This is a genomic window from Actinopolymorpha cephalotaxi (assembly GCF_013408535.1).
Lineage (GTDB): Bacteria > Actinomycetota > Actinomycetes > Propionibacteriales > Actinopolymorphaceae > Actinopolymorpha > Actinopolymorpha cephalotaxi.
Window position 1 is genome coordinate 3,278,316 of the sequence record NZ_JACBZA010000001.1, and the last position, 22,315, is coordinate 3,300,630.

The window sequence follows — 22,315 nt, forward strand, 5'->3', positions numbered from 1 at the left end:
CGGGTTCGGATTAGCTGCCAGCGCGCAGGAACGGTGTGAGGGAGTGGACCTGGCGGGAATCACTCGCGAAGCCCAGGTAGCCGAGGTCCCAGTTCTCCTCGATGGTCCGCAGCAGCGAATAGTGGTTGTACTTCTCGTTGTTGGTGTAGCCGCGAGAGCCGTGCCGGGAGATCACGATCATCGGCACGTTGCCGCCGCCGTGCACCTCCGGAGACTTGCTGAGGTCGCCGGCGGTCACCGGCAGCGAGTCACAGCAGTACTCCCCACCGGGTCCCTCGTCGTAGGTGATGAAGATGGTCGAATTGCCGGTCCAGGCGTTGCTGTTCATGATTTTCTTGACCCACTCGTCGACGAAGTTGTCGCCGAGGCGCTCGAGCTGGGTCTCGTCGAGGGTGTCGCACCCGGGTCCCATGTGCATGTCGTGGCACAGGTTCGGGGTGATCCAGACGAACTCCGGAACCTTGTGGTCGGCGATGTCGGTCGACAGCTGGGTCAGCGGGACGACCTTGTTCAGCCGCTCAGGGTTGTCGATGATGCTCGGGTAGAGGACGAACGGGTTGTGGCCGGGCGCGTAGGCGCCGGAGCCGTTGGGGTCCATGTAGCGTCCGCCCATGTAGCCGGGGTAGGGCGCCGACTCCATGTAGGCCTTCCAGGAGACGTTGTGCTCCTCGAACTGGTCCACGATGTTCGTGTGGTCCAGCGCGACCCGCTGGTCGTTGTTGTTCGCTGCGCTGCCCCAGGTCGATCCGGACGTGACGGCGATGTAGTTCGGCTGGCTCGGCTGGGTCACGCCGTAGTAGTTCATTGCCGTGCCGTACTCCTTCGCCAGCGCGCGCAGATGCGGCGTGCCCGCGTTGTTCGGGTCGAGGATCTGTTCGCGGCCGTGGTTCTCCATCATGATCACGAACACGTGGTCCATGTGGTGCGGGTCGTCCGAGCTGTTAGCTGTGCCGGCGAGCGGTAGTTGGCCGTTGCCGAACGTCATGGTGAGTACGCCGGCGAGTCCGGTGAACAGGCCAGCGGCCAGCTTTCTGGAGATCATCACAAGAGTCCTTTGGGCGAGGAGGATTCGTACGCTCGCGGGTCGACAGGTTTCGGCCGCGTCAGCGGGTGGGTCGGAGGATGGCGAGGTCGGCGACCACCGGACGGTGGTCGGATGCGAGTGTCGCTACCGTCCGCACCCGACGTACGGCCACCTCGGGCGAAACGGTGATCAGGTCGATTCGCTTGTCCGGTACGTCAGCCGGATAGGTGTCGTCACCGCCCGGCGCCGCGTCGGTGAGGTGATCCCACAGCGGTGCGAGCTCGACCGCACCGGGCTCTGCGTTGAAGTCGCCGACCAGGATCTTCGGGCCACTGTCCGCCGCCAGGATGGCCAGCATGTCCTTGACCTGGGCAGCCCGGACGGAAGGATCGGAGCGGTAGTCCAGGTGTGTCGTGTAGAAGTGCACACGTACTCCCCGAACGTTGACGGTGACCTCCGGGAAGCCCGGTGCGGGTGCCGGCACCGGGTTGGGGTCCTGGGTCGACAACCGGGTGAGGTCGTGGTTCTCCGCGGCCAGGATCGGATAGCGACTGAGCACGGCCACCCCGTACTGCCGGCGCTCCGCGCCAGGGGTTGCCGGGTCGAGGTCGTAGATCGGTGCGAAGAACACGTGCATGTCCAGCCGTTCGGCCAGAGCGTGCGCCTCGTCGACGAAGCCGCTGCGGGTGCCCCAGTGGACGTCGACCTCCTGCAGGCCGATCAGGTCGGCGTCGAGCGCCCGGATCGCGGCGGCGGTGCGGTCGAGGTCGAGGTCGAACACGTTGTCCTGGCCGAGCCCGGCATGAATGTTGTACGTCGCCGCACGCAGACGGACGGTGCTTGCGGCCGAGGCGACGTTCGGGTCCGCCGGGGTCGTGAACGTCGCCGCCATGGCGTCCGGTGCGACACCGATTCCTGCCACGGCAGCCAGTCCGGCGCCGACGAGGACGCTGCGTCGGGATACGAGGGGATTGTTCATGTCGGCTCCACAGTTCTGGTCATGGGCGTGGTGCCCGGCGATCAGACGCCGCCGGTGTGGGTCAGCCTCAGGGTCAGCGGCCCGCGTAGGAGAGTCGCCGGGCGCGCGGCACCTCCACGTCGTCGCGTGGTGAGAGCAGCCAGACCGGATTACCGAAGCCCAGCAGGATGCCTGCGGCGTCGCGGACCTCGACGCGCAGGTAGCGACCGTTGTTCCGTCCCAGACGGAAGGTCACCGGCCCGGATGCGAATGCCGACGCCGGGTACGCGTGTCTGGTGACCGATGGGATCGTCTGTCCGGAGCGGTCGCACTCACCGACCACAACCTGAACCGTGCCATCTTGCGGCAGGTTCTCTGCCCTGACGTCGACCGGGACGCTGGACGCCGTGGTGCGTACCACCCGGCCCATCGCTCGCCGGCCGCTGACGGTCAGGTCGAGTCGCCCGGTCGGCCACAGTCGCTGGTGGTACCACCACGCCTGCCCGGCGGCCAGCGCGGCGATGAGGTCCCGGGCGTCACGCGACTCCGCCCATACAGCTGTGGTGTAGAGGTGGGACTTCCCCTGCCAGTTCCGGCCGGCGTGGTCGTCGACCTGGCTGGTCGCGGTCAGGAAGATCGCATTCCGGGCTGCGACGTCGTACTGGTCGATCCGGTCGTGGATCAGCGTGAAATCGCCGTCCGCGTTGGCGATCTCGATCAGGTCGGCTCCCAGGGCGCGGCTCGCGACGAGCTCGCCGGGGTTGATGGGCGGATGGTTGTACTGCACGAGGGCTCCACGCTCGTGGTACCAGCGCACCATCGCCTCGGCCGCCTCGACCGAGTTGTCGAGGACGGGCGCCTTGCCCCTCGGCGGGTACGGGTAGAGCTCGAAGTCCTCCATGAACACGTTCATGTGACGCACCATCGACACCTCCGCGGACAGAAGCTGAGTCACGCCCGGATACCTGCTGCGCAGTTGCCGCATCAGGTCGCGCTGGGTGCGCACGTGCCAGCGGAGCGGGTCGCGGGTCCGGTCGATGCGCAGGTGGTCGAACACGCCGGTGGCGGTCGCGCCATTCCGGGCCCGCACGCCGAACCGCAGCCTGGCGAGCCCGGAGTCCTCGGCCACCAGGTCGGGCCAGAACGCCCTGATGTCGTCGACCGGTCGCATGGTCAGCCGCTGCCAGCCGCCGTCGGACGCCACCGCCACGACACCGGTCAACGGGTCGGCCAGGCGGCGGCCGGCCATGGCCGCGAGCCGATACTCCAGCACATAGACCCCCGCGGGCCGGCCGGCCATCGCGGGACGGTAGGACGTCTCCAGCTGAACGACGAGTTCGGCGTCCGGCCCGATCCGCTCGCCCAGCACGTCGACCGTCAAGGTGGTGTCGGACACGTTGGTCGAGTAGAAGCTGTTGCCCGCCTTCGCCCAGAGGAGGGACTCGCCCCACCCGGCTTCCGGACCAGAAGCGGTGACGCGCAACGCCTTGCCGGGCTCGTTCGGGCTGTGCGGATCCGCGACGAAGGCGTGCTGAGCATCGGCGACGGCGCCGTCGTTCTGCACGAACCACTGCAGGCCGCCGTCCTCGTCGGTGCCGTCGAACGCGATCCCGTCGTAATAGCCGTACGCCTCCATCCGCCAGTCGTGGTCGGTCCACCAGACCACATCGATGTCGTTGCGTACGGCCTGTTCGAGCTGGGCCATCATGCTCGCGCCACCACCACCGGCCGCCCAGCTGCCCCCCTCACTGAAACACGAGTGCGTGTGCAGCACCATGCTCACCGGACGGCCGCTCACTGCGCCTGTCGCCGCATCGTCGGCGAACGCCGCCGGGGTTGTCGCGGAGCCCACGGCCGCAGTGACGCCCAGTCCGAGCCCCATCCCCAGCAATCCTCGACGCGAGACGTCCATTGCGGCCATGAGCGGGTCCCCCTCTTCACCGTCCGCGCGAACCGGATTGATCGCGCATTCGCGGAAACGGTAGGGACCGGATGCCGGGGAGGGGAACACACCAGCACATGAATTACCCGACCGGCGGGGCAACGTTCACCCGGCAAACCGACGGCCGTCATCTGGCCACCGAGCTCAGCGCCGCCTTTGCTGTCCGACTCAGCTCGCGGCTGTCACTGCGGCGCATTGAGGCGCGACCGGACCCGGACACAGATAGTCCGAGGTCAGCGTCTGGGTAACTGTTTCCCCAACCAGTGTGGACATTCAGACTTCGCCTCTCGTTCCTGCCGACGCCACTGTTGCCCATTACCTTGCGGCTGCCGCTCGGTGCCGATCCTGCTAGCGACCACCCGGACGCACCGAGTCTCAGGAGCAGGTGCCGTCCACCCTTCGAAGGGATGATCCATGCACGTCAGGCGCAAGCGCCGACGCGACAAAGCAGATCGTTTCACTCGCTCCGCCGGCAGCCGGATCCGCGTCATCGCGGCCGGCGCCGCCACCCTCGCCCTCGCAGGCGGTGGGATGGCGTACGCCTCCACCGAGGCGTTCGGCACCAGCCAGGTCGGGCAGACCACCGGCCAGGGCACCGTCCTGCCCAGCGACCAGAACGTCAAGCCGATAGGCGACCGGCTGCTCGTCGACAATGGAAAGCTGCTCGCCTCCACGATCAGCCCTGACGGCCGCCACCTCGCCGCACTGACGACCGACGCGGCGATCGCACTGACCATCGTCGACCTGCAGACCTACAAGGTGATTCAGCAGGCCGGCACGTCGCCGACCGCCGACCTGCGCATCAGCAACAACAACGTGGGCCAGGAGGGACCGACGTACTCCCCCGACGGCAAGACGCTGTGGATGCCGCAGATCAACGGCTACGACCGCTTCCCCGTCAACGCCGACGGCACCGTCGGCGCACCGACGTTCATCGCCATCCCGGCCGACGGAGCCAAGCACGCGACACCCGCGCAGGCGGTGTACTCGCCTGACGGATCCACCCTGTACGCCGCCGTCAATGGCCAGAACCGCGTCGTGGCCATGAACCCCACCACCGGTGTGATCCAGCACAGCTGGGCCGTGGGCAGAGCCCCACGCGACCTCGTGCTGGTCGGCGGCAAACTCTACGTCAGCAACGAAGGTGGCCGCCCGGCGAAGGCAGGCGACAGCACCCTCGACTCCTACGGCACGCAGGTGCCCGCCGACCCCGACACCGGGGCCACGACCACCGGCACGGTCAGCGTCATCGACGTGGCCGACCCATCCGCCGACATCGACAGTATCGACGTCGGCCTGCACCCGACCGCGTTGCACGCCGCCAACGGGGCGCTCTTCGTCACCGACACCGGCAGCGACCATGTGTCGGTGATCGACACCTCCACCGAGAAGGTGGTCCAGACGATCACCACCCAGCCCTGGCCGAAGGCCGAGGTCGGCTACCACCCCAACGGCGTGACCCTCACCAAGGACGGTCACCTTCTGGTGACCCTCGGCCGAGCGAATGCGCTCGCGGTCTACCGCTACACCAGCCCCCAGGAGCCGGTCAGCTACGTCGGTCTTCTGCCGACCGACTACTACCCGGAGAACGTGACCACCGTGGGCGACAAGGTGCTTGTCACGAACCTGCGTGGAATCGGCGCGCGCGGACCCGAACGCACCATCGCCAAGGGGCCCGGCACCGAACCCGCCACCGGCCACAACACCCACGCCTCGACCGGCACCCTGCAGCGGTTCGCGCTCCCGGACGACTCGGTGATCGCAGACGGCACGGACACCGTCGTTCACCAGAACGGCTGGGACGACACCTCCGTCGAGAAACGCGATGGTGGGAACGTACCTCCGGTCGCGGTCCCGCAGCGGCTCGGAGATCCGTCGACCATCAAGCACGTTTTCCTGCTCGTCAAGGAAAACCGCTCCTACGACCAGGTGTTCGGCGACGACCCGCGCGGCAACGGCGACCCGTCGCTGGCGCAGTTCGGGGCGAACGTGACGCCGAACCAGCACGCCCTTGCGCAGCAGTTCGGGTTGTACGACAACACCTACGACGTCGGCACCAACTCCGCCGAGGGCCACAACTGGCTCATGCAGGCCGACAACCCCGAGTACACCGAATCCCAGGCAGGCGAGTACGAGCGCAGCTACGGCTCCAACAACGACGCCCTCGGCCACCAGCGCTCCGGCTTCATCTGGACCGGCGCCAAAGCGGCCGGCAAGAGCGCGCGGGTCTTCGGCGAGTACAACCCGACCATGACCGACCCGGCCGGAACGACCTGGCAGGACTACTACTGCGACTACAAAAACATGGCCGAGACCGGTGCGGACACCGCCATCTCGACCTCCACGTCCTCACCGATCCCGTCACTGAACGACATCACGGTCCACAAGTACCCGCACTTCGACACCGGCATCCCTGACCAATACCGCTACGAAATCTGGAAGCGCGACTTCGACGCCAACGGACCGGCCCACCTCAACATGATGTGGCTGTCCAGCGACCACACTGGCGGCCCGCCCAACCCGATCGCCCAGGTCGCCGACAACGACCTCGCGGTCGGCAAGGTCGTGGATCACATCTCCCACAGCAAGTACTGGAAGGACTCCGCGATCTTCGTGATCGAGGACGACACCCAGAACGGCGTCGACCACATCGACGGCGCCCGCGGCCCGGTACAGATCATCAGCCCGTGGGCACGGCACGGCGTCATTGACAGCCACTACTACACGCAGATCACCGTGATCCGCACAATCGAGCAGATCCTCGGGATCACGCCGATGAACCAGAAGGACAGCGCCGCCACTCCCATGCACAGGGCGTTCACCCAGGCGGCCGACTACACCCCCTTCAAGGCCGTACCCAACCGCATCCCGCTCACCTATGGACTGTCGACCCAGCCCAACTGCGGCAGTGACGAAGTGGCTCCCAAGTACGCCCCGCTCGCACCAGCGCAGGCGCCGGTAGCGGTGCCCGCGGACAAGCAGCACGTCGCCGACCTCTGGCGAGCCTGGAAGAAGCAGCAGCACCTGACCGGCCCGAAGGCGGCGCCGGACTACGCCAACCCCGAGCAGATGGACCACTTCACCTGGTACGAAGCACACGGGTGGAGGACCCCCTACCCGGGCGAGCACAAGATCCTCAGCCCGGCCGAGCTCCCCGGCCGCTACCTCCCGTCCCCGGACTCCGACGGCTGAGTTCGACACGCTCCGCGCGACCGGCCCGCCGACGTTGTCCGGCGGGCCGATCGCGGCGTTGACGCAATTGTTAGCTGGGCTTGGCCGGCGGGTCACTTCGTCGCGGGTGGCGGCGAACTGACCCGCCGGCCAACGCCGTGGGTCGAGCCAGATGATCTTTACGCGGAAGTTCACCGACGTGTCGGCAGCCCGTCGGCTGTGAGCCGCGCCGAGGTCAGAGCCTTTCGGAGCATCCATCCCGCTCTCGGAGGTCTGTCCCATGCCCGAACTCTCACGCAGACATCTGCTCGGCGCCGCCGCTGCGGTGACCGGAGGGGCCGCTGTGAACGCCGCCCTGCCTGCCGGCGCAGCGGCCGCGGCTCCGGCGTCGGCGGCCAAGCCCCCTCCCGGGGTTCGCGGCGATATCCGAGACGTCAAGCACGTCGTGGTCGTCATGCAGGAGAACCGCAGCTTCGACCACTACTTCGGCTGTCTGAAAGGCGTGCGCGGCTTCGGCGACCGTTCGACCATCGTCCTTCCTGGTGGCAAGTCGGTCTGGGAGCAGCCGCAGACGCCCACTGCTGGTGCCGCCACGCAGTTCCCGTGGCGGCTGAGCGGCGCCAAGACCTGGAGCGGATCCACGCCACCGAGCCCCGAGATCGGCGCGGCCAACTACGGCGGCACCAGCCACGGCTGGGACGACCAGCACGCCGCGTGGTACGGCGGGCAGATGAACGGCTGGTACTCCGCCAAGGGCGGACCAACCACGCTCGGCTATCTGGACCGGCATGACCTGCCCTTCCACTACGCGCTGGCCGACGCCTACACCGTCGGCGACGCGTACCACTGCTCCGTGATCAGCGCGACCGGTCCCAACCGCACCTACCTGTGGAGCGGAACGATCAACGCCAACCGGGAACACGGCAGCTTCGTCGCCTACTCCGGAGGGGACGAGCGCGGAAGGTTCCTGCCCTGGCAGTCCTACGCCGAGACGTTGCAGGCGGCCGGGGTCAACTGGCGGGTCTACCAGTGCGCCGACGACTACGGCGACAACGGCCTGGAATACTTCGACACCTTCGCCAAGCTGGACCCCACCCAGGGCGGCAAGGCCGAACCCGGCAACGTCTACTACGACAACGGTGTCAAGAACGTCCCCGAACCGGCCACCGGACTGTCCGGCAACGCCAACAACCTGATCGCAGCGATCCGCTCCGACGTACAGCGCGGCACACTGCCACAGGTCAGTTGGGTCGTGAACAACCAGTTCTTCTCCGAGCACCCGGTCACCGCCCCCAGCAACGGGGCGTACTTCCTCCGCGGAGTCCTCGAAGCGCTCAACGCCGACCCGGACGTGTTCAACTCGACACTAGTGATCCTCAACTACGACGAGAACGACGGCCAGTTCGACCATGTCCCGCCGCCGGTGCCGGCCCCGGGCGAGGAGGACGAGTTCGTCACCGGAACGCTCGGGTCGTACGGTGTCACCGCACCCGTTCCGGTCGGGCTCGGTTTCCGCGTTCCGTTGGTCCTCGTCTCGCCCTGGACCCGCGGTGGCTGGGTCACCTCGGAAGTGTCCGACCACACCTCGGTCATCCAGTTCCTCGAGAAGTGGACCACCGCGATCGGCAAGCCGGCCATCTCCCCGAACATCAGCCAATGGCGGCGCAAGGTCTGCGGCGACCTGACCTCGGCCTTCGACTTCAAAGCTCCCGTCTACGGCCTGCCGGACCTGCCGCACACGGGACCACTGGTCCCGGAGGTGCAGTACACCCCGCTGCCGGGCGACAACACCATGCCGGCCCAGGAGACAGGCACGAAGCGAGCTCGCCCGCTGCCCTACCAGCCGAACGTCAACCTCGTCGGCTTCACCAGCGGACCGTCCGGCACTGCGGCCAAGCTGGAGTTCAGCAACACAGCTCCGTTCGTGACAAAGGCGAGTCACTTCGCGGTCTACAACAACCGCACCGGCGCCCCGTCCCTCAGCCAGTACCCGGCCGCCTTTCCCCACCAGTACACCGTCGCGGCGCACGCGACGGTCTCCGGGACCGGCGCCGTGGGCAGCTCCGCCGGCGACACCAAGTACGACATCACCGTGACCGGCGCCAACCGATTCCTGCGCAGGTTCATCGGTGATGTCGCAACAGCCGGCAAGAACCTCCTCGTGGAGACCACCTACTACGACGGCACGGCCACCGCAACTCCGAAGTTGAAGCTGTGGCTGACCAACAACACCGGTTCACCGGTGACCTTCACGATCACGCCCAACCACTACCTGACCGGCGGGCCGCGAACGGTGGAGGTCTCCCCGCACAGCAGGGAAGCCTGGGCAGTGAACCCGACACAGGTCAGCGACGGCTGGTACGACGTGACCGTCACAGCCGACAGCGACGACCAGTGGGCGCAACGGCTGGTCGGCCATCTGGAACAGGGAACACCCAGCATCACCGGGTGAATCCAGCGGCCGGGGGACCCGCCACCAGGCGGTCCCCTGCCACCGGCTTACCGCCTGGGGAATCGGGCAGGGCAAGATCACTATCTGATCCGCAAGCGTTCATCGTTCGTCCATCGGCCGGTCGGCTGCACGGCTTCCGCCCGGCGCAACATTGCCGCCGCCGGTCACGCGATTGACCGGCGTCAGCATCCTGGCGAGGAGGAACCGTGTCATCAGCGGGACGAAGCATCCGCACGGTCGCGACCGCGGCAGCAGGCGCGGCACTGGTAGCGGCGGTCTCAGCGCTCGGAACCGGTGTCGGGACGGGGCTGCCACCACGCAGTGGGTCAGACCTCGAGCCGGTCGCGGCACAGACCGCGGCGACCAAGACACCGATCGAGCACCTGGTAGTGATCTTCCAGGAGAACGTCTCCTTCGATCACTATTTCGCGACGTACCCCCGTGCGGCCAACCCGGCGGGTCAGCCCGCCTTCCGTGCGGCACCGGGCACCCCTGCGGTGAACGGCCTGAACGCCTCTCTGCTCGCGCCCAACAATCCCAACTCGGCGCAGCCGTTCCGGCTGGACCGAACCCAGGCGCAGACCTGCGATCAGGACCACAGCTACACCGACGAGCAGAAGGCCACCGACTCGGGGCTGATGGACAAGTTCGTCGAGACCATCGGCCGGGGCAGCGCCTCATGTGCCGACTACGGGCACGGCAAGGGCCTGACCATGGGCTACTACGACGGCAACACCGTCACCGCGATGTGGAACTACGCCCAGCACTTCGCGATGAGCGACAACTCCTTCAATACGACGTACGGCCCGTCCTCGCCCGGTGCGATCAACCTCGTGTCCGGCCAGACGCACTGGTTCACCAACGACAAGTCCACGGCCGTCACCGAGAACCACACCATGATCGGCGACCCGCAACCTGGCCTTGACAAGTGCTCGAACCGAGACACCTCCGTCGCGACGCCGGAGAACAAGGGCAACGTCGGTGACCTGCTGAACGCCCACAACGTCACCTGGGGCTGGTTCCAGGGTGGATTCGCCGACTGCAACGCCTCACACACCGACGTCGGCGGCGCAGCCTCCAAGGACTACATCCCGCACCACGAGCCGTTCCAGTACTACCCGTCAACGGCGAACCCGCAGCACCTGCCGCCGAGCAGCGTGGCGATGATCGGCAAGAAGGACGAGGCCAACCACCAGTACGACCTGGCCGACTTCTGGAAGTCCGTCGACGCCGGGAGCATGCCGGGGGTCAGCTTCCTCAAGGCCGCCGCCTACCAGGACGGCCACGCCGGCTACTCCACTCCGTTGGACGAGCAGACCTTCCTCGTCAACACGATCAACCGCCTGCAGCGCTCCAAGGACTGGGCCAACACCGCAGTCGTCATCGCCTACGACGACTCCGACGGATGGTACGACCACCAGATGGGTCCGATCGTCAACCAGTCCCTCGACCCAGCCCACGACGGAATCACCAAGGACAACCTGTGCGGCAGCGACGCGCGCAACGTGTCCGGCGGCTACCAGGACCGCTGCGGCTACGGTCCGCGCCTCCCGCTGCTGGTGATCTCGCCCTACGCCAGGTCCAACTACGTCGACCACACCACGACCGACCAGACATCGATCCTCGCCTTCATCGAGGACAACTGGAACCTCGGCCGGATCGGCGACCACTCCTTCGACGAGAAGGCGGGCAGTCTCGACGGGCTGTTCGACTTCGCGTCCCACCGCGGAAGGACCAAGCCGCTCTACCTCGACCCGGCAACCGGCGCTCCCCACGGAGGTTGAGGACAGTCACGAGGTGCCCCTCGACCCCACCTGTGGCCGCCGCCTCTCCCTTGCGAGAGGTGGCGGCCACGTCACCTGCGACCCCGCCGGCCTTCGCCTCGCCGAGGTGTCGCAGTCCCGGACATTCGTCTGGGACCCAACGGCGCAGTGCGATAGCCCTATCAGCCGGAACTCTCGGCGTAGCCCCCGCACGGCGGTCAGGCGGTCTGAGTCGGCGTGGCGGCGCTCCTCTGACCCGACTGAGTCAATCCTCCGAAGCGCGGGGTGCGGGACGGGGTGCGAAATGCCGTCTGCCGGTGCTCGCCAAGGGGCAGGTGAGGGTGATCCTTGAATCGCCCTGGGTCGCTTGGAGGCTCTGCCCTGCCCTGGGTTCGATGGAGTCAAGTGACCTGCCCTGGGTTCGATGGAGTCGAGAATCTGGACTCTCATGCGACGGTGATGATGTGTGTGCGTTCGAACTCTATCGGTGTGAGCATGCCGAGGGCGCTGTGCCGGCGTTGGCGGTTGTGCCAGATCTCGAGGTAGTCGAACATCGCGTTGGCGAGCTCGATCCGGGTCTTCCACTTCTTGCGGTCCAGTAGTTCGACCTGCACGCGTGACCAGAACGACTCGATCATCGCATTGTCGTAACAGTCGCCGACGCTGCCCATCGAGGGCACCAGGCCGGAGTTCTTGGCGCGGTCGGTGAAGGCCCACGACCCGAACTGGGTGCCCTGGTCGGAGTGGATCACGGTCCCAGCGGCCCTGGTGTTCCCGTGTCGGGTGTCGATCGCCATCCCGAGGGCGTTGGTGACCAGTGCGGCGTTGGGGGATGCGTCGATGGCCCAGCCCACGACTCGCCTGGAGTAGGTGTCCAAGACGACGCAGCAGTAGACCTTGCCCTCCCGGGTGGGGTGTTCGGTGATGTCGGTGACCCATAGCTGGTTCGGCAGGGCCCGGGCGAAGTCGCGGTTGACGCTGTCGGTGGAGATGTTGTCGGGCTTGATGCGCTTCCACTTCGGGCGTCCTGTCACCCCGTGCAGGCCGGCACGCTGCATCAACAACTCGACCTGGCAGTGGCCGACCGCGACACCGTGGCCGAGGGTGAGTTCGGCGTGGACCCTCCGGCCGCCGTAGATGCCGCGGGAATCGGTGTGGACCTGCCTGATCAGATCGGTCAGCCACGCGTGCCGCACGGCACGCTCGGACGGGGCGCGGCTCAGTCGTGCGTAGTATCCGGACTCCGACACGGCCAGGACCCGGCAGGCGACCTGGACAGGGAGCTTCTCGGCAGCCATCACCTCGACCGCCGCGAACCTCCTTTTGGGGTCGCTTCCTCCCGCAGCAGTTCCACGGCCCGGCGCGCGACGGCCAGCTCGGTCTCCAGGTCGGCGATCCGTTTCTTCGCCGAGGCCAGTTCTGCCTTCTCCTTGCTCGTCAGGCCAGCGACGAGGCCCTTGTCGATGCGATCCTGGTGTCGCCAGGCGTAGATCGACTGGTCGCTGATGTCGAGGTCGTGCGCGACCTGGGCGACGCTACGACCTTCCTCGAGCAGGTCGAGGACCTTACGACGAAACTGCGGCGGGTAGCCCCGTCTTCCCACTCTGGCCTCCTGGTGTCGGGCACCAGAATCCAGCAATTTCGACTCAACAGAACCCGGGACACACCAGCCTCCAAGCGACCCAGGGCGATTCACATTGATGCCCAGTGTTCGCGCAAGGCCGCGCCTTCGGTCGGGTCACGGGGTTGCCACGTCCCCGATCTGGTTGTGGACCGGCCCCGTCCTCGCCGTCCTCATCCCAGAGCTGACGGACCAGCGCCGGCTCCCGGCAGTCTCCTACCGCCGCATGGCCCGCACCCGTGCCTGCCCATCCGGCGATGACCCTCCCGACCACCAAAGCGTTCGCCGAATCCGAAGGACACCGCCGCCGACTCAGCCACGGAAGTCCGGCGTCCGGCGTCCGGCGTCCGGCGTCCGGCGTCCGGCGTCCGAGTGGTGAATCGCCTTATTTTCCGAGGGATTACCCTGCCATTCGCCGCGGCGCGCGGGCCGCGGCGATGGACCGTTCGATGACCGCGGACCGCTTGGACGTTGAGATTTCCAACCGCCGATCACCCCGGCGAACGCGTCGACGACGAAGGCCGTGTAGACGAAGCCGCTGATCAGGGGGACGTAGGTGAAATCCGCCACGAACAACGTGTTCGGAGCCTGGGCGCCGAACTGCCTGTTGACCAGGTCCGGTGCCTGGGGCGGCCACATAAGCCGCGAGCCGCTGCGCGAAACCGGGTGGACATGGCCGGGACTGCGCAGATTTCCGCAACAAATCGGGTTACAAGTTGTGGCCATACGGTTCCGCTCGGCCCCGGTGAAGGTATACGTTCCCGGTCATCAAACGTTCCCGGTGCGAATCCGTACGGGGAGCACTTCGGCGAACCCGCATCTCTGTACGGATAAGTGAAGGCTCTGCTGCGCAGTTTGCGCGTGTGTCGTCGGGTCCTCGTTCTAGTACGTCTGAAGAATCGCTAGGCAGAACCTCCTAGCGCGGCATTGATCCCTTGATTGATGGGAGGAACTGATGAACGCAACACCAGGCCCGTTCGGCCCCGAGCTCTCCCGGCGACGGGTGCTCGAGATCTTCGGCCTCGGCGCCGCGGGGGCAGCCGTGCTGGCAGCCTGTGGCGAGCACAGCGGCAACGGCGGTGGCGGCGGAGGAGGCGGTGGCGGCGGAGGAGGCGGTGGCGGCGGAGAGGCCGTCTTCAACGGCGCCTGGCCCTACCAGGTGCCGCCGAAGGGCCACTTCAACCTGATGGCGGGCGTCACGGACGCGATCAACCCCGGCGCCTACTTCGACCTCATCTTCCTGCCCGGTGGCATGTACTACTGGGATGCGAAGAAGTGGGAGCCGATGCTCGCCGAGAAGTGGGGCTTCGATGAGGTGGCCAAGACCTTCACCTACACCCTGCGCAAGGGCGTCAAGTGGAGCGACGGCAAGGATGTCACCAGCCAGGACGTGATCAGTACGTTCTTGTGCCGGCGGGTGATGCGCCAGACCGAGTGGCAGTTCCTCTCCAAGGTGGAGGCGAAGGACGACCAGACGGTCGTCTTCACGATGAACAATCCCTCGAGCGTAGTCGAGCGTTACATCGTCCGCGCGAACATCCTGAGCGCCGCGACCTACGGCGACTTCGGCAAGCGGGCCGAGCAGTTGTTCTCGTCCGACAAGGACCTGGACAGCCCCGAAGGCAAGAAGCTCAACGAGGACCTCCAGGCCTGGCGGCCCAAGAACCCGCAGAAGGAGATCGTCACCAATGGTCCGTTCACCTACGACTACAACAGCATCACCAACGCGCAGCTCACCCTGGTCAAGAACAAGAAGGGCTGGGCGGCGGACAAGGTCAAGTTCGACAAGATCACCCTCTACAACGGCGAGACTCCGACCATCACACCCCTGGTCCTGGCCAAGAAGGTCGAGTACGCCACGCACGGATTCCCGGTCGCCACCGAGAAGCAGTTCATCGCGAAGGGCATCCGGATCCTGCGGCCCCCGGTCTATTCCGGTCCGGCGATCTTCTTCAACATGGGCAAGCAGCCTGAGTTCAAGGACGTCCGGGTCCGCCGGGCGTTCGCCCACGCGATCAAGCGGGACGAGGTGGGCAAGGTTTCCCTCTCCGACTCCGGCGTCGCGGTGAAGTTCATGGCGGGCTTCTCCGACATCCAGGTACCGGACTGGCTGAGCTCGGAGGACCAGGGCAAGCTCAACCACTACGAATACGACGAGAAGAAGGCCACCGACCTGCTCACCCAGGCCGGCTGGAAGAAGCAGGGCAAGTCGTGGATGAAGCCCGACGGGACTCCGGCCAAGTACGAACTCAGCTTCCCCTCGGAGTACGCCGACTGGTCCGCCACAGGCGCCAACGTGGCCCAGCAGTTGTCGGACTTCGGGCTCGGCGTCACCGGCAGAGGGGTGACATTCACCCAGCAGCCGATCGACGTCGACAAGGGGAACTTCCAGCTGGCGATCCAGGGCTGGGGATCCTCGAGCAGTCCGCACCCCCACTTCGCCTTCGTCGCGGACCTGTTCACCCACAACATCCCGGTCGCGGCGAACCAGGGCGGCAAGGGGATGGACTTCCCGCTCAAGCAGGACACCGACACGCTCGGGAAGGTCGACCTGGAGAAGGCCGTCACGAACGCCGGTGCAGGTCTCGACCAGGAAGCTCAGAAAAAGAACGTGGCGACTGCCGCCGTGGCGTTCAACGAGCTGTTGCCGATCGTGCCTTTGTACGAGCGCTACGGCAACAACGCGGCGCTCGAGGACCACATCGAAGGCTTCCCGGCCGACGACGACCCGATCCTCAAGAACTCGCCGTACGCGGACAACTTCGTGATCATGCTGATGTTCCAGGGGAAGATCCGCCCGAAGAACTGATGAGGGCCGAGTTGCCCGGCCCGAAGAGCCGGACAGTACGTGAATGGGGGCCCCGCCACAGTCGCGGGGCCCCTACTTCTTCTGCGGACAGCAGGGGTGGGTCGGCGCTACGCGCCGGCCTCCACCGCAGCCGGAGAGGCGCCGCGCCGTGCACCACGCGAGGCGTCCAGCAGGGAGATCTTGGCGCCCATCCGCAGGATCGCGCCCTCATAGATCCGGGCACTCGTCACGACCAGCGCGCCGGCCTGAGATCGCAGTTCACGATGCACCGGGCGAGCAGCCAACTGGCGACGAACACCACACCGAGAACCCCCGCCGCGACCAGCAGACCCCGAGCACCCGCGATCGGCCAGACCAGGCCGACGACCACGGCGACGAAGGCAGCAAGGCACATGCACAGCGCCAACCCGACGCGTCGCACCTGGCCCGTAGGTGACTCAGCTGCCACGCCAGCAACCTCTCGCTCCCCAGCCACGTCGCCAAGAGGAAGGCGCCCCACGAAGGCGATGCGGAAGTCACGCCGGCCTCACAAAACCCGGCGTCAGTTCAGCAATGTCAGTGGGCGAAGACCTCGCGGGCACCTGGGGCGCGTTCGACCTCCGGCCGGTAGAGCATCACCGCGGATGCGACCGCTACCCAGACGAGGAAGGCGGCAAAGGCCAGGTAGCCCATCACCAGCATGAAGGCCCCTCCCCCGATACCCAGGTAGGTCGTGATTCCGGCGACCAGTCCGATCAGCGCGACAAGCAGCCCAAACCCGCCCAGCCACGGTCCCGCAAGCTCCCGGCGCACCATCGCCGCACCCGCCGTTCCGGTGAACAGCGCGACCAGCAACTCCACCGCGGCACCAGCCACCACATGCACCCCGTACAGCACACGAATCGCCGCGCCAGCTCCGACACCGCCCGGACTCGGCGCCAGGAAAGCAAGAGCAGCGGCCGGAACCATGGCCACCATCGCCACCGCCGACAACGCCACTCCCGCACCGAACACCACCGGAGAGAACGCCTCGACACCACCCTCGGCACGCTGCAGGACATGCCGCACATGCCCGACGAACCACAGGAACGCAAGCACGGACAACGTCACGAGCAGCGCCGAGATCCGGACCCGCATCGCGTTGTTCGCAAGGTACTGACTGATCGTCGTGGACGTGGCACCCAGCCCGACCATCGGCGGCACAACCACAATCCCGGCTGCCAGCAGGACCGCAGAGACCAGCCCACTCATCGCGCCAAGCCGCTCCCACGAACGCTCATTCATGACCGTCTCCCTCCGCGAAGCGGGGCTGCTCAGGCTCCTTATGGGCAGAAGGACACGCCTTCAGGCGCTTGCTGTCCAGAGTCCAACGCCCATGCTTGCCACGAGTAGGTCGGCCTCGGCTCTCGTCGCCGATGCCACCTCTTCACCCTTCCGCTGCTCGGCTCGGGCTCGCCGGAGCCGGGTTCAGGCGGGCTCGAGTTGCTCGGCTGGTCGCTCGACCTCGCCGCGGGCGAGCATCGCCAGGCGGGTGATGCCGTACAGGCTGAGAATGCCGAGTCCGAGGGCGAGTGAGGCGAGTACGTCGGTGGGCCAGTGCACGCCGAGGTAGATCCGGCTGACGGACACCAGCAGCGCCACCACCGCGGCGGTGCCCGCCAGGAGCGTGCGTACTCGCACCGACGCGTTCCGCATGGCCAGGATGGCGACGATGCCCCACGCCACGGTCGCCTGGATGGTGTGGCCGGACGGATAGGACCAGCCGCCGGCACCGGACAGCCAGTCAGCGGCCGGAGGGCGGGCGCGGTGTACCCAGTCCTGGACGACGGCGTGGACCAGGAGCGCGGCTCCGTAGACCACGACGATGGTGACGGCGGGACGCCAGGAGTGCCGCACGCGGACCAACACGATCGCCGCGACGAGCAGTCCCGGCAGCAGGACCGTGTTCGAGCCCAGCCACGTCACGATTCGCAGTACGTCGTTCAGCCACGCCGTGCGGTGGTGGAGAACCCAGGCGTGAACGGTGGGATCGATGGTGGCGAATTCCTCGTGGGCGAGGACGTCCTGGCTCACGCCGAGGAACGCCCACATCGACCCGACGGCCACCGCCACGGCGACGGTCATCGTCAGGCCCGTCGGCGAACTCGGGGCGAACCGGTCGCCGATCCAGGCCGTCTGCCTCGGGAAGCGGTGCGTCAACCGGGTCGCGATCCGGCTCTCTCGTACGCGCTCGACCTGCCGCAGCCACCAGTCACCACGTGTCCGGCGGAGCAGGTAGCCACCCAACGCCAGGAGGACGACGACGGCCAGGACGCCCAGCCCGATACGGGAGGCCAGGTGTTCCACGTGCCGCCAGCTGCTTCCTCCGAGGTAGCCGAGCAGCACACACATGCCGCCCCAGGCGAGCCCTCCGGCGACGTTGAAGGCGGCGAACTTCGGATAGTGCATCCGCGACATTCCCGCGAGACCTGGGATCATAACCCTCAACGCGGCGGTGAAACGCCCGAGGAACACAGCCTTACCGCCGCGCTCGGCGAGATAGTGCTCCGCGCGGTCGAAGTGCTTGTGGTTGATAAGCCGGCCCAACGTGCCCTCGAGCAAACGGCGGCCGTACCGGCGCCCGACCAGGTAGCCCACCGAGTCACCGATCACCGCGCCACCGATGCCTGCAGCCAGGACCGCGACCAGGCTCACCCGTCCCTCGTAGGCCAGCACACCACCCAGGATCAGCGCGATCTCGCCGGGAAAGACGAACCCCACGAACGCCGACGACTCCAGCGCGGGAAGCGCGAACACCACAACCAGCGCCACCCACGCCGGCAACCCCAGGATGTACGAGGCGATCGTGTCGATCACGAGGTGACCTTGGCGCTGGGAGCTCCGACCGCCTCCGGTGCGGTGGTCAGCAGCGGACGCAACGGCGTACGGGCCAGCGACTCAACGCTCCACACCAGCAGCCGCCGGCAGAGGACGAACCCGGCCAGGGCCACGGCCGCTCCGACCGCCAGCCCGGTGATGACGTCGCCGGGGAAGTGGGCTCCGACGTAGACGCGAGCGGACGCCATCGCCAGCGCTGCGACCAGGCTCACGAGCCCGATTCGGAAGCTCACCAGGAACAGCCCCGCGGTCACCGCTCCCGCCATCACGGCGTGGTCGCTCGGGAACGAGTAGTCACCGCTGCGGGAAACCAGGACCAGCACGTGCGGCAAGGCCGTGTACGGGCGCGCCTCGTGCATGGCGTTCACGATCGGCTGGTTCACAGCGACGGCCACCAGCGTCCCCACCGGCGCCCACAACGCTTCGGCCATCATCTCCAGGTCCCCGGCACCGCGTGCGGCCCACCAGCCCCACAGCAGCAGCAGCGCGAACAACACCACGCCGTACTTCGCGTACGCAGTGACCGGCGCGTGCAGCCAGCCCGTTGACCGAGCGAAGGCGTTGACCGCCCGGAACCACGACGGATCGTCGGGTAACTGACCAGTTGTGGAGGCGAGCAGCACTGTGCCCATACGACGGCGTTCTCCTATCGGTAGCCCCGGCCGCAGCCCGTGATCACCCCGCGTGACCGACAGGCTATGCACTCGAAGATGGATACTACAAATTTTGTAGGTGTCGGGGCTCCGCGAACGCGCCCCCGCTCGGGAGCGGCGCGAACCGCGCCTTCGCCGCCGCCCCATATGCGGGAGTCCCGCGTTAGCGTCGGCGCTGATCCGGATCACCTTCGAGGCGATCTTCGATCCAGCCGAGCAGGATCAACAAGGCCGCGACTCCACCGGTGAAGCCGACGACCAGTTCGAGGATGTTGTCGAAATCGCTCCACATGTCAGCGACAGTTCCGCTGCCCTGATCCCCGTTGGTCGGCAACCACCTTGATCAGGCCTGGCTCGATTGGTGACATGTCGGGCCTCCCGCCCCCGTAGTGAAGCCATCGGGCCATCGGTCGCCATCCGGCCGTCCCGCCGTCGAACACTTCAGCTTCTCAACTACAAAGTCTGTAGTAGTCTCTAGAAACTACCACGACCGTAGTAGTACAAGTCCGGGCAGATGAGTGAGGGCCCGATATGACATCCCAGGCATCGCCTGCTGTGGGCCCGTCCACGCCCGAGGCCGCTCCCGCGCGCGAGCCTGCCGTGAAGGTGAGTGTGATCGTCCCGGTGTACAACCCGGGGCGCTATCTGGAGGACTGCATCGCTTCGCTGCTGGACCAGGACATGCCGGCCGGGGAGTTCGAGGCGATCTTCGTCGACGACGGCAGCACCGACCACAGTCCACGCCGCCTGGACGACCTCGCAGCGACACACCCCCTCATCCGGGTGATCCACCAGGCGAACTCCGGCTGGTCTGGTAAGCCACGCAACGTTGGCATCGAGGCGGCCCACGGCGAGTACGTCTTCTTCCTCGACAACGACGACCGACTCGGCCGGCAGGCGCTGCGCCGCATGTACGCGTTTGCCAAGGCCAACGACTCCGACATCGTTGTCGGCAAGATGGTCGGCAAGGGCCGTGGCGTCCCTCGCGAGCTGTTCCGCAAGACCTACCCGGCCGCGACCCTGGCCGACTCGCCGCTCATCGACAGCCTCACTCCACACAAGCTCTTCCGCAGGTCGTTTCTCGACAAGCACGGACTCCGCTTTCCCGAAGGCCGTCGCCGACTCGAAGACCACGTCTTCGTGATCGCCGCCTACTTCGCCGCCGACACCATCTCCGTACTCAGCGACTACGTCTGCTACTACCACGTCCGCCGTGATGACGACTCCAACGCCGGGTTCGAGCGCCTCGATCCCAAGAGCTATTTCTGTTTTCTGCGCGAAGCCCTGGACATCGTCGAGGCCAACACCGAACCCGGACCGCTACGCGACCGCCTCTATCGCCGCTGGTATCGGGTGGAGATGCTGGAACGCCTGCGGGGCAAACGCCTGCTCGACACTCCCGCCGACCAGTGCGGCCCACTCCTCCACGAGATCCGGACGGTGGTCGCCGAACGGTTCGGGCCCGGCGTCGCGGCACCGCTTCCCCCCACCCACCGCATCATCGGCAGCCTCGCACAGGCGGGCCTCCTGGACGACCTGCTCGGCTTCGCCGACTGGGAGAACAACATCGCCGCCACGGTCCGGCTCGACGACCTCGGCTGGCAGGACGGCACCCTCCAGCTGACACTTACCGCGGAGCTACGCAACGGCGACAAGCTGCTCACGTTCGCCCACCGCAACGGCCGCGACACTCTCGACGTCCACTGCACGCTGTCGCCTGCCGGACAGGCAGCGCTCACCGAAGCAGACCCGGACTGCACGTCCCGGCTACAGAAGAGCAAGGTCGACGTACTCGCCAGGAACCGCGACACCAGGGCCGAATACCTGCTGCCCACCACCTTCAGCCGCACCCGCTACCCAGTCGCCGAGCAGGGTGCGGTCTTCGGGCAGGTGTTCCAGGCGAGGGCCACCGTCGACATCGCCACTGCCGCGAGCGGACGGCCGCTCCCGACGGGAACCTGGGACCTCTTCGTTCGCATCACCAGTTGTGGCTGGACGAAGGAAACCCGGTTGGGAGCGGACCGCTCCGACGCGGCCACCGACCACTGCGTCCCCTCCGTAGACAGCCAACGGGACATGATGGTGACGCCCTACTGGACCGACAAGGGCAACCTCAGCCTCGACGTCGGGAAACACACCAACCGCCGGCCGGCTCACACCGGACGTCGACTCGCGGGCAGCCTCCGTCGCTGGGCCAGGAACAGCGCCAAGCAGTAGAGGCACCTCACCGTAAGTAGGACCGTGACCCTTGTGTGCCGTGCTGCGCGGCGACAGCGCCGAGGAGACTTCGCCGAGCCTGCTTCAGGGCCGGTGAGCCGAGAGAGGGAGCTGGATGAACCTTCTGGATCCGCACAGCCTGCTGGCCAGCCTGGGCGCGCTGGGTGTCTTCCTGGTTCTGTTCGCCGAAACCGGGCTGCTGGTCGGATTCTTCCTGCCCGGCGACTCCCTGTTGTTCACCGCCGGTCTGCTGTGCGCCACGGCTTCGACTTCCGCAGTGCATCTCTCACTGACCACGGTGCTCCCCGCCGCGGTTGCTGGAGCCCTGATGGGAGCCCAGACCGGGTTCTGGATCGGTGGCACGGTCGGCCCCAGGCTGCTGGATCGACCTGACCGCCCAAAGTTGGGGCAGACGATCGAACGAGCGCGCCACGCCCTGGACCGGTACGGGACGGGTAGGGCACTGGTGCTGGCACGGTTCATCCCCTTGGTGCGCACCGTGATGAACCCGCTCGCGGGCACCGTCGGTGTCCCCACCCGCACCTTCACCGTCTGGCAGGTGCTGGGAGGCACTGTCTGGACGGTCGGCGTCACCGTGGCGGGTTATCTGCTTGGCTCCTCGGTCCCGAACATCGACCACTACCTGCTCCCGATCGTCGCGGGCATCGTGGTCCTCTCCCTGGTGCCGGTACTGCTCGAGATCCGCCGAGCGCGCCGACCCTCGGCCGCACGTTCGCGTTCCACCGACGGCACCCGGACGTGAACAGATCCTGGCGCCGTCGACGAGACGCAGCCTGATGGAGAATCTCGGGACCGGTGACGCTGGGGCTGGCGTCGAGCGGGTTAGCG

Annotated in this window: 17 protein-coding genes and 1 pseudogene; 6 read left to right on the top strand and 12 right to left on the bottom strand. The window is 67.0% G+C overall.

Going from position 1 to position 22,315, the window contains the following annotated elements; all coding sequences use genetic code 11:
* Positions 1 to 10: 10 nt before the first annotated feature.
* From FHR37_RS14410 to FHR37_RS14420, 3 genes are all read right to left on the bottom strand, one after another.
* Positions 11 to 1,042 carry an alkaline phosphatase family protein gene (locus tag FHR37_RS14410; RefSeq protein ID WP_092883496.1) on the bottom strand — a complete coding sequence of 344 codons (1,032 nt, stop codon included), beginning with the start codon at positions 1,040 to 1,042 and terminating at the stop codon, positions 11 to 13.
* 61 nt (positions 1,043 to 1,103) lie between these two features.
* Positions 1,104 to 2,003 carry an endonuclease/exonuclease/phosphatase family protein gene (locus FHR37_RS14415; protein WP_175542514.1) on the bottom strand — a complete coding sequence of 300 codons (900 nt, stop codon included), beginning with the start codon at positions 2,001 to 2,003 and terminating at the stop codon, positions 1,104 to 1,106.
* 73 nt (positions 2,004 to 2,076) lie between these two features.
* Positions 2,077 to 3,864: a CehA/McbA family metallohydrolase domain-containing protein gene (locus tag FHR37_RS14420; RefSeq protein WP_092883498.1), complete on the bottom strand. Its 1,788-nt coding sequence runs from the start codon at positions 3,862 to 3,864 to the stop codon at positions 2,077 to 2,079.
* Between the two features lie 474 nt (positions 3,865 to 4,338).
* Between FHR37_RS14420 and FHR37_RS14425 the strand changes: the two genes are divergently transcribed.
* From FHR37_RS14425 to FHR37_RS14435, 3 genes are all read left to right on the top strand, one after another.
* Positions 4,339 to 7,116 (top strand): bifunctional YncE family protein/alkaline phosphatase family protein, encoded by a 2,778-nt coding sequence (locus FHR37_RS14425; protein WP_092883499.1) that lies wholly within the window; start codon positions 4,339 to 4,341, stop codon positions 7,114 to 7,116.
* A 259-nt stretch (positions 7,117 to 7,375) separates the two neighbouring features.
* Entirely contained in the window at positions 7,376 to 9,547 is a 2,172-nt protein-coding gene (locus FHR37_RS14430; RefSeq protein WP_092883500.1) for a phosphocholine-specific phospholipase C, read from the top strand.
* A gap of 206 nt (positions 9,548 to 9,753) precedes the next feature.
* Complete coding sequence (locus FHR37_RS14435; protein WP_202818086.1) at positions 9,754 to 11,331, top strand: phospholipase C; 1,578 nt, start codon at positions 9,754 to 9,756, stop codon at positions 11,329 to 11,331.
* A gap of 425 nt (positions 11,332 to 11,756) precedes the next feature.
* Here the strand turns inward: FHR37_RS14435 and FHR37_RS14440 are convergent, their stop codons facing one another.
* From FHR37_RS14440 to FHR37_RS31605, 3 genes and pseudogenes are all read right to left on the bottom strand, one after another.
* Entirely contained in the window at positions 11,757 to 12,608 is an 852-nt protein-coding gene (locus FHR37_RS14440; protein ID WP_139238868.1) for an IS3 family transposase, read from the bottom strand.
* Positions 12,608 to 12,913, bottom strand: coding sequence for a transposase (locus FHR37_RS14445; RefSeq protein WP_092882501.1), 306 nt, complete (start codon positions 12,911 to 12,913; stop codon positions 12,608 to 12,610). The genes FHR37_RS14440 and FHR37_RS14445 overlap by 1 nt, the downstream gene beginning before the upstream one ends.
* Before the next feature lie 491 nt (positions 12,914 to 13,404).
* Positions 13,405 to 13,549 (bottom strand): annotated as a pseudogene (locus tag FHR37_RS31605) (IS3-like element ISMysp3 family transposase); the annotation flags it as partial.
* 337 nt (positions 13,550 to 13,886) lie between these two features.
* Between FHR37_RS31605 and FHR37_RS14455 the strand changes: the two are divergent.
* Positions 13,887 to 15,740, top strand: a complete 1,854-nt coding sequence (locus FHR37_RS14455; protein ID WP_092890364.1) for an ABC transporter substrate-binding protein — start codon at positions 13,887 to 13,889, stop codon at positions 15,738 to 15,740.
* 107 nt (positions 15,741 to 15,847) lie between these two features.
* Here the strand turns inward: FHR37_RS14455 and FHR37_RS32480 are convergent, their stop codons facing one another.
* From FHR37_RS32480 to FHR37_RS32485, 6 genes are all read right to left on the bottom strand, one after another.
* On the bottom strand, positions 15,848 to 15,970 hold the full coding sequence (locus FHR37_RS32480; protein WP_269086112.1) for a hypothetical protein: 123 nt from the start codon (positions 15,968 to 15,970) through the stop codon (positions 15,848 to 15,850).
* Complete coding sequence (locus FHR37_RS14460; protein WP_139239257.1) at positions 15,967 to 16,188, bottom strand: hypothetical protein; 222 nt, start codon at positions 16,186 to 16,188, stop codon at positions 15,967 to 15,969. Before FHR37_RS14460 ends, FHR37_RS32480 begins: the two co-directional genes overlap by 4 nt.
* 107 nt (positions 16,189 to 16,295) lie before the next feature.
* Positions 16,296 to 17,003: a hypothetical protein gene (locus FHR37_RS14465; RefSeq protein ID WP_139239258.1), complete on the bottom strand. Its 708-nt coding sequence runs from the start codon at positions 17,001 to 17,003 to the stop codon at positions 16,296 to 16,298.
* A gap of 183 nt (positions 17,004 to 17,186) precedes the next feature.
* Entirely contained in the window at positions 17,187 to 18,575 is a 1,389-nt protein-coding gene (locus FHR37_RS14470) for a bifunctional DedA family/phosphatase PAP2 family protein (protein WP_092890370.1), read from the bottom strand.
* Entirely contained in the window at positions 18,572 to 19,228 is a 657-nt protein-coding gene (locus FHR37_RS14475) for a phosphatase PAP2 family protein (protein ID WP_092890373.1), read from the bottom strand. The genes FHR37_RS14470 and FHR37_RS14475 overlap by 4 nt, the downstream gene beginning before the upstream one ends.
* Before the next feature lie 184 nt (positions 19,229 to 19,412).
* Positions 19,413 to 19,541, bottom strand: coding sequence for a hypothetical protein (locus tag FHR37_RS32485; RefSeq protein WP_269086113.1), 129 nt, complete (start codon positions 19,539 to 19,541; stop codon positions 19,413 to 19,415).
* Between the two features lie 320 nt (positions 19,542 to 19,861).
* On the opposite strand from FHR37_RS32485, the gene FHR37_RS14480 reads away from it, so the two are divergent.
* Together FHR37_RS14480 and FHR37_RS14485 are read left to right on the top strand one after the other, a co-directional pair.
* The gene (locus FHR37_RS14480) at positions 19,862 to 21,466 is read left to right on the top strand and encodes a glycosyltransferase family 2 protein (RefSeq protein ID WP_237769135.1); all 1,605 of its coding nucleotides are present in this window, start codon (positions 19,862 to 19,864) and stop codon (positions 21,464 to 21,466) included.
* 115 nt (positions 21,467 to 21,581) lie between these two features.
* Positions 21,582 to 22,229, top strand: coding sequence for a DedA family protein (locus FHR37_RS14485; RefSeq protein WP_092890379.1), 648 nt, complete (start codon positions 21,582 to 21,584; stop codon positions 22,227 to 22,229).
* Positions 22,230 to 22,315: the final 86 nt, after the last annotated feature.

Excerpts from the sequence above, each read along its gene's own strand:
- FHR37_RS14430 (WP_092883500.1), top strand. The coding sequence starts at position 7,376 with ATGCCCGAACTCTCACGCAGACATCTGCTCGGCGCCGCCGCTGCGGTG.
- FHR37_RS14455 (WP_092890364.1), top strand. The coding sequence starts at position 13,887 with ATGAACGCAACACCAGGCCCGTTCGGCCCCGAGCTCTCCCGGCGACGG.
- FHR37_RS14420 (WP_092883498.1), bottom strand. The coding sequence starts at position 3,864 with ATGGGGCTCGGACTGGGCGTCACTGCGGCCGTGGGCTCCGCGACAACC.
- FHR37_RS14425 (WP_092883499.1), top strand. The coding sequence starts at position 4,339 with ATGCACGTCAGGCGCAAGCGCCGACGCGACAAAGCAGATCGTTTCACT.
- FHR37_RS14410 (WP_092883496.1), bottom strand. The coding sequence starts at position 1,042 with ATGATCTCCAGAAAGCTGGCCGCTGGCCTGTTCACCGGACTCGCCGGC.
- FHR37_RS14475 (WP_092890373.1), bottom strand. The coding sequence starts at position 19,228 with ATGGGCACAGTGCTGCTCGCCTCCACAACTGGTCAGTTACCCGACGAT.
- FHR37_RS14415 (WP_175542514.1), bottom strand. The coding sequence starts at position 2,003 with ATGAACAATCCCCTCGTATCCCGACGCAGCGTCCTCGTCGGCGCCGGA.
- FHR37_RS14440 (WP_139238868.1), bottom strand. The coding sequence starts at position 12,608 with ATGGCTGCCGAGAAGCTCCCTGTCCAGGTCGCCTGCCGGGTCCTGGCC.
- FHR37_RS14465 (WP_139239258.1), bottom strand. The coding sequence starts at position 17,003 with ATGAATGAGCGTTCGTGGGAGCGGCTTGGCGCGATGAGTGGGCTGGTC.
- FHR37_RS32485 (WP_269086113.1), bottom strand. The coding sequence starts at position 19,541 with ATGTGGAGCGATTTCGACAACATCCTCGAACTGGTCGTCGGCTTCACC.
- FHR37_RS14485 (WP_092890379.1), top strand. The coding sequence starts at position 21,582 with ATGAACCTTCTGGATCCGCACAGCCTGCTGGCCAGCCTGGGCGCGCTG.